The sequence below is a fragment of the Enterobacter sp. CCUG 70166 genome (assembly GCF_020224095.1).
Taxonomy (GTDB): Bacteria; Pseudomonadota; Gammaproteobacteria; order Enterobacterales; family Enterobacteriaceae; genus Enterobacter; species Enterobacter intestinihominis.
In genome coordinates, this window is the sequence record NZ_NRIQ01000006.1 from 38387 (window position 1) to 50749 (window position 12363).

General features: G+C 56.3%; 10 protein-coding genes. 4 read left to right on the forward strand and 6 right to left on the reverse strand.

The features are described 5' to 3' along the window. Positions 1-198: 198 nt before the first annotated feature. The 4 genes from galS to CKK19_RS03355 all read right to left on the reverse strand — a co-directional run bounded on the left by galS (position 199) and on the right by CKK19_RS03355 (position 4472). Positions 199-1221: an HTH-type transcriptional regulator GalS gene (gene galS / locus CKK19_RS03340; protein WP_003859324.1), complete on the reverse strand. Its 1023-nt coding sequence runs from the start codon at positions 1219-1221 to the stop codon at positions 199-201. A 155-nt stretch (positions 1222-1376) separates the two neighbouring features. Then, entirely contained in the window at positions 1377-2534 is a 1158-nt protein-coding gene (yeiB, locus tag CKK19_RS03345; protein WP_063853855.1) for a DUF418 domain-containing protein YeiB, read from the reverse strand. A gap of 18 nt (positions 2535-2552) precedes the next feature. Further along, a complete protein-coding gene (gene folE / locus CKK19_RS03350; protein ID WP_017383384.1) occupies positions 2553-3221 on the reverse strand; it encodes a GTP cyclohydrolase I FolE in 669 nt (222 codons plus the stop codon). Positions 3222-3323: 102 nt separating this feature from the next. After that, positions 3324-4472, reverse strand: coding sequence for a YbfB/YjiJ family MFS transporter (locus tag CKK19_RS03355; RefSeq protein ID WP_038416421.1), 1149 nt, complete (start codon positions 4470-4472; stop codon positions 3324-3326). Between the two features lie 137 nt (positions 4473-4609). On the opposite strand from CKK19_RS03355, the gene fghA reads away from it, so the two are divergent. Then, on the forward strand, positions 4610-5437 hold the full coding sequence (gene fghA, locus CKK19_RS03360) for an S-formylglutathione hydrolase (protein WP_063853856.1): 828 nt from the start codon (positions 4610-4612) through the stop codon (positions 5435-5437). 261 nt (positions 5438-5698) lie between these two features. Then, entirely contained in the window at positions 5699-7684 is a 1986-nt protein-coding gene (locus CKK19_RS03365) for a ligand-gated channel protein (RefSeq protein ID WP_023306610.1), read from the forward strand. 54 nt (positions 7685-7738) lie between these two features. Here CKK19_RS03365 and CKK19_RS03370 read toward each other — a convergent pair whose 3' ends face one another. Both CKK19_RS03370 and yieE read right to left on the reverse strand, forming a co-directional pair. Continuing rightward, entirely contained in the window at positions 7739-9208 is a 1470-nt protein-coding gene (locus CKK19_RS03370) for an amino acid permease (RefSeq protein ID WP_022648700.1), read from the reverse strand. A gap of 170 nt (positions 9209-9378) precedes the next feature. Beyond that, positions 9379-10245, reverse strand: coding sequence for a DNA-binding transcriptional regulator YeiE (gene yieE / locus CKK19_RS03375; protein ID WP_003859337.1), 867 nt, complete (start codon positions 10243-10245; stop codon positions 9379-9381). 97 nt (positions 10246-10342) lie between these two features. Here yieE and CKK19_RS03380 point away from each other — a divergent pair, with 97 nt between their 5' ends. Continuing rightward, on the forward strand, positions 10343-11389 hold the full coding sequence (locus tag CKK19_RS03380; protein ID WP_063853857.1) for a YeiH family protein: 1047 nt from the start codon (positions 10343-10345) through the stop codon (positions 11387-11389). A gap of 64 nt (positions 11390-11453) precedes the next feature. Continuing rightward, positions 11454-12311: a deoxyribonuclease IV gene (gene nfo / locus CKK19_RS03385; RefSeq protein WP_063853858.1), complete on the forward strand. Its 858-nt coding sequence runs from the start codon at positions 11454-11456 to the stop codon at positions 12309-12311. Positions 12312-12363: the final 52 nt, after the last annotated feature.

Below are 12363 nucleotides of genomic sequence, written 5' to 3' on the forward strand. Positions count from 1 at the left end.
AAATGTCCAGCTTCCGTGTTCGGTAACGCTCCAGAAATGCGTTTTATTCGTTGTTTGAGGCTTTCTGGTCACGGCAAAAGTGAATAATCACCGTTACATTGTGTTTCAGCCCCTAAAACGCTGACATCATAGACAGCGGCTTGTTAAGATACTGTGAATTTACTCACAGATTGAAAACGGTTACATCACGTGATGTTATCAGTTAGTGATCGGAGCCACAGTTTGTCGGATAGCGACCGAATGGCGGCGTACTAAAGTCGGCATAAAACAATGCGTTGCGTCAGGATCTAACAGCCCTGCCGCCCCCTGTAACGCCAGCTCTGTCGCCAGTTTCGCCATCGACGCAATGGGGTAACGCACCGTTGTCAGTTGCGGATCGGTGTAACGGGCAATCGGAATATCATCAAAACCGATCAGCGATAAATGCTGCGGCACCGCAATGCCATTATCTTTCAGCGCGGTAAGCGCACCTGCCGCCATGCTGTCGTTATAGGCAAACACGGCGGTCAGCTGAAGGTTACGCCCCAGCAGTTCAACCATTGCCGCTTCACCGCCCTGCATGTCCGGCGAACCGGTACCAACCCAGCTCTCCAGCGGCGCAATGCCCTGCTCTTTCAGGGCGTTTTGCCAGCCCTCGCGGCGCATCATGTCGTCTTCAATACCGTGGCTTGAAGCCAGATAACCAATGCGCTGATGGCCGTTGCTGATGAGCATCCGCGTCGCCATCATCGCGCCGCTGATGTTATCCAGACCGACACAGCGGTGCGCATAACCGGGGACGATACGGTTGATCAGTACCATGCCGGGGATCTGCTCCATAAACCCGGCCAGCTCTTCATCGCTCAGGGCTTTAGAGTGCACGATCAGGGCGTTACAGCGCTGGCGGATCAGTACCTCAATGGCATAACGCTCTTTTTCAGCCTCGTGATAGCTGTTGCCAATCAGCACATATTTCTGGTGCTGCTGGGCAACGACGTCCACCGCTTTGACCAGCGCGCCGAAGAAGGCGTCCGACACGTCCATCACCACGACGCCAATGGTATCGCTGACCTGCGTCGCCAGCGCCTGAGCATTGGCGTTTGGCCGGTACCCCAGCTGGGTCACGGCTTTCATTACGGTTTCACGCGTTTCAGGGCTGACCAGCGCACTGTTGTTCAGCACGCGGGAGACAGTAGCAACAGAAACACCCGCCTGGCGGGCGACGTCACGAATGGTGATCATATTCACCACCCTTAAAAGGATTGCAGCAACTCACAGACACCCCCTGTGTTTAGCAAGGTGGCTATTCTGGCAGCGAGAGAGAGGAGACTACGTGAAGAAGCTCACACAGATGAAAACGCTTACATCCGTTTTGTTAATGATTGTGATCCAGATCGTTATCTGGATGTATTACGCAATGACACGCCCGACGCAAGGGCGGTTAACCGTCGCCATACCCACTCCAGCGGGCCCTGGCGGAAAAAACGCAGCCAGATAACTGAAAACACCACGTTAACAATCCAGACCGGAATAACAAACGCCAGCAGCGTCAGGCGGTCGAATTTCATAAACAGGCCGAATCGGTAGAAAAGCGTGGTGCATATCAGCGTTTGCAGGATGTAATTGCTTAACGCCATCCGTCCAACGCAGGCCACCGCACTGACGATCCACAGGCGAGAAAGCCGGGGCCAGAAGCCATAGATCAGCGCCGTATAGCCAATGGTCTGGAACGGCGCGCTCAGTTCGCGCGGCACCTGCAACAGGAACGCGCACCAGCGGTAATCCCACTGAAGATGCCATTGTAAGATCACCGCCGGAAGGTTAATCATCACGCCGAGCAGTACCAGGCCAGCGCCTGTGAGACGATAGTGTCGCAGGCTAAATTCTCCTTTCAGCCAGCCGGTGCGCATCAGGGCTGCGCCCATCAGCATCATCCCCGCCAGCTGCCAGCCGTATTGCGCCCCCAGCGCCAGCAGGTTATCGCCGAGCATATCGGCCCGGTTGCCGATCGCTTCCATGCCGCCTTTCAGCTTCCAGAACTGCTCATATTGCAGATTGGCCGCATCCGGGATCCACGAACGACTGGTGGAAGCATCAGCGATCATGCCAAGCAGCAATAACACGGTTAGTCCCATGACATAGAGCATCACGCCAGTGTTAAAGAGGCTTTTTACACCGGGCGCGTCGCGGATCAGCCGCCAGCAAATCAGGCCCACCAGACCATACGCGAGCAGAATATCGCCGTCCCAGAAAAGCAGCCCGTGAATAAAACCGAGGATAACCAGCAGCGTTAAACGCGACTGGATCCAGCGCGTACCGCGTTTGAGGAGAAGCTGAAGTCCCGCGCCAAACAGAAGCGCAAAGAGGGTCAGAAATTTAACCTGTGCGAAGAGATCAAGGATTGCCCACGTCCAGGCGTCGCTGCGCGTGATGTCGCCATACCATGCAGGGTTCAGATAGGCGGCCTTCGGCAGACCGAAGGCGCTGATATTCAGCAGCAGGATACCGAGAATGGCGACGCCGCGAACAAAATCGAGCGTGACGTTTCGCTCCATGGTCCCTGCCCTGTCTGATTAGTTGTGGTGGCGCACGGCGCGCAGAAACTCCTGGCGGGTGTTCTGGCTCGATTTGAACAGGCCGCCCAGCGAGGTGGTGGTAGTCGCGCTGGTTGCATCACGCACACCACGCGCTTTCACGCAGTAGTGAACCGCGTCGATAGACACCGCCACGTTGTTAGTCCCCAACAGGGTTTGCAGTGCGGTCAGGATCTGCTGCGTCAGACGCTCCTGCACCTGAGGACGCTGGGCAAAGAACTGCACGATGCGGTTGATCTTGGACAGGCCAATGACCGTATCTTTTGGAATATAGGCCACCGTCGCTTTACCATCGATGGTCACAAAGTGATGCTCGCAGGTGCTGGTCAGCGTGATATCGCGTACCGTCACCATCTCATCGACCTTCATCTTGTTTTCAATGACGGTGATTTTCGGGAAGTTCGCGTAATCCAGGCCGGAGAAAATTTCGTCGACGTACATTTTCGCGATGCGGTGCGGCGTCTCCATCAGGCTGTCGTCGCTCAGATCGAGATTCAGCAGTTGCATGATCTCCGTCATATGGCCGGCGATCAGACTCTTGCGGGTAACATTGTCCAGCTCCTGCACGGGCGGGCGCAGTGGCGTTTCAAGACCGCGCGCAACCAGCGCTTCATGGACAAGGGCTGCTTCTTTACTGAGTGATGACATTCTTTTCTCCTGCAGGTGTGGCGTCTTTTGCCCTCGTTGTGGCAAAAGTGTGCGCTCATTGTGCGTGAGGCGACGCACATAATCCAGTATTCACGTCGATAATTATTGCAATTGCTGTTGCCTTTCAGCCTGACGGTTCCAGACTAACGCTCCGCCAGCGAACAGCGCGATCCCCGCCAGCCCCAGCGCAGGTTCCAGCCGGTGCGTGAGCCAGGTCGAGAGTGCCGACGTGACCGGACCAATCAGCTGACCAATGGCATACCCGGTGGTGAGCAGTCCCGCCATATAACGCGTATGATCTGGCGCCAGCTCGCGACCGTACAGAAGAGAGAGCTGCACGGCGCAGAGGAACCCGCCGCCCACCAGCAGCCCACCCGTTAGCAAGCCGCCAATGCCCGGCAGCAGCCAGGCCGCCAGCACGCCAATCCCCTGTAACCAGAGAACAATCGCCAGCCTGCGGTTAGCGCTTGATGTATGCCGCAGGGCAATACTGATCGCAATCCCCACCACCGAGGCGGCGCCAAATATTGGCCAGACAAACTGGGCAAACAGGCTGCCGGGGAAACGCACCGCCGCCATTTGCGACAGGAAGGTCGCAGGGAGGATATAGCCGAACCCTGCCAGGCTGTAGCTCCAGACCAGACGCCTGAGATCTGCAGTCAGCAGCAACGGCTCAGGCGCGGTACCGGGGCGATGAAGCTGGCCCGCGCGCGGCAGGTAGCGCGCCACCAGCGCAATCAGCACCAACGCCAGTACGCCGTAGATTTGCCATGCCGCGCCGGCAGACAGGGATCTCGCCTGAATATAGACCGCCAGCAGGCCACTCAGGGCGATGCCGGCCCCGGGTCCGGCAAAGACGGCTGCACTAAGCCCCGGCTTGCCCAGCTGCCCCAGCCGCTCGTTGGTCCAGGCGGCAATCAGCACCATCGACCAGCCGCTCATGCAGCCGATCACAAAGCGCAGCAGACCGTGAACGACAGCATTATCTGCCGCCGCAGAGAGCAGCGTCAGCGCCACCGCGCCAGTGATGCCAAGCCAGAGGCGCGTTTCAACGAAGCGATGAGCGCGCATAGCATCCCATGCCCCCACCAGATAGCCCAGGTAGTTCATTGCCGCCACCAGCCCCGCGCTGGTAAGCGTGAGTTGCCCGGCGGCAATCATCAGCGGCACCTGAGGCGTGAAGGCGAAGCGCCCTATCCCCATCGCCACGACCAGAACCACAAATCCGCTGAGCGCGATACGCAGCGCCATGATCGCTCCAATTGTTAAAGAAAAGTAAATTTATGATGCAACATCTCGCCGTCCTGCGAAAGTGAAAGTTGCTCACAGGTCAATGAAAACTCTGTATTATGCGTTTTATGAATAGTCTTTCGGATAAGGAGCCCTGCATGGAACTGCTCGAAGAGCATCGTTGTTTTGAAGGTCGGCAGCAGCGCTGGCGGCACGACTCCACCACGCTGAACTGTGCTATGACGTTCAGCATTTTCCTGCCCCCTGCGGACAATCCACCGGTGTTGTACTGGCTTTCAGGCCTGACCTGCAACGACGAAAATTTCACCACCAAAGCGGGCGCCCAGCGTATTGCTGCCGAACTGGGCATTGCGCTGGTGATGCCAGATACCAGCCCGCGTGGCGATGACGTGGCCGACGATGCCGGATACGATTTGGGTAAAGGCGCCGGGTTCTATCTCAACGCCACGGAACAACCCTGGGCGAGCCATTACCGCATGTATGACTACATTCGCGATGAACTGCCTGCCCTGGTGCACTCTCAGTTCGCGGTCAGCGAGCGCTGCGCGATAAGCGGACATTCGATGGGTGGCTACGGGGCGCTGATAATGGCGCTGAAAAATCCGGGGAAATACACCAGCGTGTCCGCATTTGCGCCGATTGTGAACCCAACGCAGGTGCCGTGGGGGCAAAAAGCCTTCACGCACTATCTGGGTGAGGATGCAGAGAAATGGCAGGAATGGGACAGCTGTGCGCTGTTGCTGGCAAGCCAGCCAGAGGACGCTATCCCGATGCTGGTGGATCAGGGTGATGCCGATCAGTTCCTCGCCGGGCAGTTACAGCCTGCGGTGTTGGCGGAAGCCGCGCGCCAGAAGGACTGGCCGCTGACGCTGCGCATACAGCCGGGATACGATCACAGCTATTACTTTATGGCGTCCTTTATTGAAGATCATCTTCGCTTCCATGCGACACATTTGTTCGCGTAAATACAGCTGTTTGCCCGATAGCCTCTCGCCTGTCGGGCCTTTCCCCTCATTTACATAATCCTATCCGCTTGAATCCAGCCTGTTTTCCGTCGCTCCCACTCAAACACAAATGATTTCAATTATCATTTGTGTTTACAATTCTACATTCTTTTGTACAATTCCAGGCTCTTCTCCATCTCAAAGAGTTCTTACAAGACAAAAACATACAGTTCTCAGGGTTATCCCGATGGAGTTTTTTTCATTTTTATACGGAATGTACAAATGACAATACCACGCATTAAGCTCCTGGCCGTCGCCATTGGCGCTGCCACATGTTCCCCCTTCGTTCACGCAGCCGATCAGGACACCGTTGTCGTTACCGCGACGGGTTTTGAACAAAAGATCCAGAATGCCCCCGCCTCCATCTCTGTGATTTCAAAACAGCAGATTGAAGATAAAGCCTACCGTGATGTTACCGATGCCCTGAGAGATGTCCCGGGCGTCGTCGTCACCGGCGGTGGAAGTAGCAGTGATATCAGTATTCGCGGCATGGCCTCTCAGTACACCCTGTTCCTGGTGAACGGCAAACGCGTCAGTACGCGAAGCACCCGCCCAAACAGCGACAACTCGGGTATTGAACAAGGCTGGCTGCCGCCGCTTGAGTCCATTGAGCGCATCGAGGTCATCCGCGGCCCGATGTCCTCGCTTTACGGCTCCGATGCGATGGGTGGCGTCATTAACGTCATTACCAAGAAAGTCTCGAACACCAAAGCCTGGACCGGTTCGTTGCATGGCGATGCAACCTTCCAGGAAAATCATGATTCCGGCGATATCTTCCAGACCAACGCCTACGCCTCTGGTCCCCTGATTGACGGGCTGCTGGGTGCAAAAGTGACGGGGCTGTTGTCACGCCGCGCAGAAGATAAAATCGTGAACGGCTATAACGAGCAGAAAATGCGTAACGGTGGCATTACGCTGAACTTCACGCCGGACGAGAAGAATGATTTCGACCTCGACTTTGCTCGCGAGCTTCAGGACAGAAACAGCACCCCGGGGATGTCGAAAGCGGCTGAAACCTGCCGGGGAACAACTTGTACGCCAAATACCAAAAGCGACTCGCGCTATGAGCACACGACCTACTCGTTAACCCACAGTGGTTATTACGACGACTTCAATACCACCAGCTATATCCAGCAGGAAGAGACCAATAATCCAGGTCGCAAAATGCGTTCCTACAACACCACCTTTAACAACCAGAACCAGATCTTCCTCGGCGATCATACGTTGACCCTCGGCGGGCAGTACCGCTATGAGAAACTGCGCGACAACGGTAATCAGCTGGAAGCTGCTGACGGCCTGAACAAACTGACGCGCTGGAGCTGGGCCCTGTTTGCCGAAGATGAATGGTCAATGACGGAAAGCTTTACGTTGACCGGCGGCCTGCGTATGGACAAAGACCAAAACTACGGGACGAACTGGACGCCGCGCGGTTACGGCGTATGGCACCTGGCCGATCAGTGGACGTTGAAAGGCGGGGTTTCTGCTGGCTATCGTGCGCCGGATCTGCGTCAGTCGTCTGCCAGCTGGGGCCAGGTGACAGGTGGCGGCCGTCTTGACGGTATCATCGTCGGCAACCCGGATCTGAAACCCGAGAAGAGCCTGAGCGAAGAGCTCGCCCTGCTCTGGGATAACAACGATAACCTTAATGCCGGTGTGACCCTGTTTAATACCGACTTCAAGGATAAAATTACGGAAGTTCGCCGCTGTAACAGCAGCGCCGATCCCGCCTGTACGATTGGCGATCATAGCTATGATTTCGTCAGCGATCGCGTTAACGTGGACAAAGCCAATATGCGCGGTGTGGAGTCCTCGTTCGGCTGGAAAATCACGCGCGATGTGAACTGGACTGCAAACTACACCTATACGGAATCCGAGCAGAAGAGCGGCCAGTTCTCCGGCAAGCCACTGAACAAAATGCCAAAACACATGTTCAACACCACCCTGGACTGGCAGGCTACGCCCGACGTCGGCTTCTGGAGCCGTCTGAACCTACGCGGTAAAACGTCTGAGTACCTGAGCCGCACGTCAATGTCCCAGGGTACACCGTCCTACACTCAGGTTGATGTCGGTATGCGCTACAACGCCAACAAAAACCTGCTGGTTACTGCCGGTGTGTATAACGTGCTCGATAAGCAGATTGACTACGATACGTATGACACCGTGCTGGATGGCCGTCGCTATACCGTTGGCATGACTTACAGCTTCTGATCTGCCCATAAAAAAGCCCGCTCGATTGAGCGGGCTAAAAGAGAGGAAGTGCGGTTATTGTTTAAATCGTTCCGGGAAATCCATTTCACTGTAGCGAACGAAGCGCGTTCCTTTCGTCAGTTTGTAGCCAAACCAGATGATCAGGAACAGCGGAATGCCAATATAGGTAGCCGTGACGGCGCCCCAGTCAATGGTGTCCGCAAGGAAGGCCTCATAGTTCTGGCCCAGGGTAATGATCAGGCACAGAACGAAGGCGAAGATCGGCCCCAGCGGGAAGAACCCTGACCGGTACGGCAGATTATTCAGATCATGACCCTGCTTGACGTACCCGCGACGGAAACGGTAGTGGCTGATGGCAATGCCCAGCCAGGCAATGAAGCCCGTCATACCAGAGGTGTTAAGCAGCCACAGGTAGACCGTCTGGTTGCCGAACATGGAGGTCAGGAAACAGAGACCCGCAATCACCGTGGTCGCATACAGCGCGTTGCGTGGCACGCCACCGCGAGACAGTTTTGAGAAAATACGTGGCGCTTTACCGTCGCAGGCCAGGGTGTAAAGCATGCGGGTAGAGGCGTACATCCCGGAGTTACCCGCAGACAGTACCGCCGTCAGGATCACCGCGTTCATCACCGCCGCCGCAGAGAGCAGACCCGCGTGCTGGAAGACCAGGGTGAACGGGCTGACGCTGATGTCTTTCACATCGTTACGCAGCAGGCTTGGGTCGGTATACGGAATGATCAGGCTGATAATCAGGATCGCGAACACATAGAACAGCAGGATACGCCAGAACACCTGACGCACCGCGCGCGGGATGGTCTTCTCCGGGTTTTCGGATTCACCGGCCGCAATGCCAATCAGTTCGGTGCCCTGGAAGGAGAAGCCGACAATCATCGCCACGCCAATCATCGCCGAGAAGCCCCCGGCAAACGGCGCATCGCCTATTGTCCAGTTACTCCAGCCCGCCGGTTCAGCCCCTTTGAAAATACCAACGATCATCGCCACACCGACGACGATAAAGATGATGACGGTTGCCACTTTAATTAAAGAGAACCAGTATTCCGCTTCGCCGAAACCGCGCACGGAGATGTAGTTCAGCAGGAAGATGACCGCCAGGAACAGGGCGCTCCAGATCCAGCCTGGCGTGTCCGGGAACCACCAGGTCATCACCAGCTGTGCCGCGACGAGGTCAACGGCGATGGTCACCGCCCAGTTGTACCAGTAGTTCCAGCCCAGCGCGAAGCCGAAGCCTTCCTCAACGTATTTTTGTCCGTAGGTCGAAAACGAACCAGACACCGGCATGTATGCCGCCAGTTCGCCCAGGCTGGTCATCAGGAAGTAGACCATCAGGCCAATCAGGATATAAGAGAATAATGCCCCACCCGGGCCGGCTGCCGAAATTGTTGCGCCAGAGGCAACGAAAAGACCCGTACCGATGGAGCCGCCAATGGCGATCATCGTCAGGTGACGCGCCTTAAGTGCGCGACGTAGCGCGGGCGCTTCTGTGGTTTTAGTTTCTGAAACCATGTGAAAATGCTGTCCATTCAATAAATGAGGCGCGATTGTAGCAGACGATCTGCGTTGCTTCCGGCAGAAATGCTCAGTTATAAGAGAGCTTCATGACTCGGCCAGGATTATAAGTAAAGCATAATTTTTCCCTCTCCCCTTTGGGGAGAGGGCCAGGGTGAGGGGCGCTTTTACATCTCGCAATAGCGCAGAAAACGCTGGAGCGAGCTGGAAAGGTGTTTCTGACGATGGTGGATGCACCACAGCGTGCGCACCAGCTTCGGCAGCGGAACGGGGATCTCAACCAGAGAGCCGGTTTCCAGCTGTTCGGCGATCACCCGTCGGGAAAGACAGCTAATGCCCAGGCCATGACGTACGGCATGCTTAATGGCCTCGGAGTTACCTAACTCCATCCCTAGCTGGAACTGCGGCAGATGGGACAGCAGTAGATAATCGACAATCTCACGCGTGCCGGAGCCCTGCTCTCGCAGGATCCACTGCGCTTGCGCCAGACGCTCCAGCGTAACCTCGCCCTGGAGTAAAGAAGAGGCCGGAGAGGCAAACACCACCAGCTCATCCTCCAGCCAGGGCTCCGCAATGATATCCACGTTGTGGCACGGCCCTTCGATAAGACCGATGTCCACGCGGAAATCAATCACCGCGTTAATCACGTCCTGGCTGTTGCCGACGCTCATCTCCAGCGGCAGGGTCGGAAAATCCCGGCGGTAGCGGGCGATCACTTCCGGCAGGATGTAATTACCGATCGTGCTGCTGGCGTAGACGCGAATAGCGCCGTTGTCCTCGCGGAACAGCTGTTCGATCTCCGTTGCCTGCTCAAGCAAGGCCAGGGCACGCGGATACAGCAGGCGGCCATGTTCGTTCACCACCAGTCGCTTTCCTACCCTGTCGAAAAGCTGGACGCCCAGTTGCCCTTCAAGATCGGTCAAGGCCGCGCTAACGGCGGACTGCGAGAGCGCCAGCATTTGTGACGCCTGGGTTGTCGAGCCGCTTTTCAGCACCTCGGCAAATACTTCCAGCTGACGCAATGTAATGTGCATGGTTGCTTACCACTTATAAAGATTGATTATAAATATATAATCAATTTTATTTTTAAGCCAGAGCGCCGTAACCTTTAGCCAGACAAAGGAGAAGGTTATGTCAGAAATCACCTTACAACATCATCGTACAGTGTGGCACTTCGTGCCGGGTCTCGCGCTCAGCGCCGTGGTTACCGGCGTGGCCTTATGGGGTGGCAGTATACCGGCTGTTGCCGGTGCAGGGTTCAGCGCCCTGACGCTGGCCATTCTGCTCGGCATGGTGGTCGGGAACACCGTTTACCCGCACATCTGGAAATCCTGCGACGGCGGCGTGATTTTCGCCAAGCAGCATTTATTACGTCTCGGGATCATCCTTTATGGCTTCCGTCTCACCTTTTCGCAGATTGCGGATGTGGGTGTCAGCGGGATTGCCATCGACGTCCTGACCCTTTCGAGCACCTTTTTACTGGCGTGCTTTATCGGCCAGAAGATCTTTGGACTGGACAAACAGACCAGCTGGCTGATCGGTGCGGGTAGCAGCATCTGCGGCGCAGCGGCTGTACTGGCAACAGAGCCGGTAGTCAAAGCCGAAGCCAGTAAAGTCACGGTTGCCGTCGCGACGGTAGTTATCTTCGGTACGCTGGCGATCTTCCTGTATCCAGCCATGTATCCGCTGGTGGCGCACTGGTTTAGCCCGGAAACCTACGGCATTTATATCGGCTCAACCATGCACGAAGTGGCGCAGGTGGTGACGGCAGGTCACGCCATTAATCCGGAAGCGGAAAACGCGGCGGTCATCGCCAAAATGCTGCGCGTGATGATGCTGGCCCCGTTCCTGATTTTCCTTGCGGCGCGGGTTAAACAGCTGGCTCCGGCAGGCGGCAGCGAGAAAAGCAAAATCACCATTCCGTGGTTTGCGATCCTGTTCATCGTGGTCGCTATCTTCAACTCTTTCCACCTGCTGCCAAAAGCGATGGTGGATATGCTGGTCACGCTGGATACGGTCCTGCTGGCGATGGCAATGGCGGCGCTGGGCGTCACCACGCACGTCAGCGCGCTGAAAAAAGCCGGGGCGAAACCGCTGCTGATGGCGCTGGTGCTGTTCATCTGGCTGATTGTTGGCGGCGGTGCGATTAACCTTGCGGTACACAGCCTGTTGGCATAAACCATCTCGTCCTTCTCCTGTTAACCCGCTATCATAGGCATTTCGGGTTAACAGGAGTCTTTTTATGAAATATGTTGGAGCGCACGTCAGCGCTGCCGGTGGCCTTGCGAATGCCGCCATTCGCGCCGCCGAAATCGAGGCGACCGCTTTCGCCCTGTTCACCAAAAACCAGCGGCAGTGGCGCGCAGCTCCCCTCACCGCGGAAGTGATTGATGACTTCAAAGCCGCCTGCGAGAAATACCGCTATGGGCCTGGGCAGATCCTCCCGCACGACAGCTACCTGATTAACCTCGGCCACCCGGTTGCTGAGGCGCTGGAAAAATCCCGCGAAGCATTCCTGGATGAGGTTCAGCGCTGTGAACAGCTGGGGCTGACGCTGCTGAACTTCCATCCCGGTAGCCATCTGATGCAAATCGACGAAGACGCCTGTCTGGCGCGCATCGCCGAGTCCATCAACATGACGCTGGATAAAACCCAGGGCGTGACGGCGGTGATTGAGAATACCGCCGGTCAGGGCAGCAACCTCGGCTTCAGGTTTGAGCATCTGGCGGCGATCATCGACGGCGTGGAAGACAAATCCCGCGTGGGCGTGTGCATTGATACCTGCCACGCGTTTGCCGCCGGGTATGACCTGCGCACAACCGAGGCCACGAAAAATACCTTCGAAGAGTTCGAGCGTATTGTTGGTTTTAAATATCTTCGCGGTATGCACTTAAACGATGCGAAAAGCGCGTTCGGCAGCCGCGTAGACCGTCACCACAGCCTGGGCGAAGGTAATATCGGCCACGATGCGTTCCGCTTTATCATGCAGGATGCCCGCTTCGACGGCATTCCAATGGTGCTGGAAACCATCAATCCGGATATCTGGGCAGAAGAGATTGCCTGGCTGAAGGCACAGCAGACCGCTGAACAGGCGGCATAAAAAAAGCCGGGCGCTAAACGCGACCCGGCTTTTTTGTAGGTCGGGTAAGGCG

Excerpts from the sequence above, each read along its gene's own strand:
- folE (WP_017383384.1), bottom strand. The coding sequence starts at position 3,221 with ATGTCATCACTCAGTAAAGAAGCAGCCCTTGTCCATGAAGCGCTGGTT.
- galS (WP_003859324.1), bottom strand. The coding sequence starts at position 1,221 with ATGATCACCATTCGTGACGTCGCCCGCCAGGCGGGTGTTTCTGTTGCT.
- CKK19_RS03370 (WP_022648700.1), bottom strand. The coding sequence starts at position 9,208 with ATGGTTTCAGAAACTAAAACCACAGAAGCGCCCGCGCTACGTCGCGCA.
- yeiB (WP_063853855.1), bottom strand. The coding sequence starts at position 2,534 with ATGGAGCGAAACGTCACGCTCGATTTTGTTCGCGGCGTCGCCATTCTC.
- CKK19_RS03355 (WP_038416421.1), bottom strand. The coding sequence starts at position 4,472 with ATGGCGCTGCGTATCGCGCTCAGCGGATTTGTGGTTCTGGTCGTGGCG.
- nfo (WP_063853858.1), top strand. The coding sequence starts at position 11,454 with ATGAAATATGTTGGAGCGCACGTCAGCGCTGCCGGTGGCCTTGCGAAT.
- CKK19_RS03380 (WP_063853857.1), top strand. The coding sequence starts at position 10,343 with ATGTCAGAAATCACCTTACAACATCATCGTACAGTGTGGCACTTCGTG.
- CKK19_RS03365 (WP_023306610.1), top strand. The coding sequence starts at position 5,699 with ATGACAATACCACGCATTAAGCTCCTGGCCGTCGCCATTGGCGCTGCC.
- yieE (WP_003859337.1), bottom strand. The coding sequence starts at position 10,245 with ATGCACATTACATTGCGTCAGCTGGAAGTATTTGCCGAGGTGCTGAAA.
- fghA (WP_063853856.1), top strand. The coding sequence starts at position 4,610 with ATGGAACTGCTCGAAGAGCATCGTTGTTTTGAAGGTCGGCAGCAGCGC.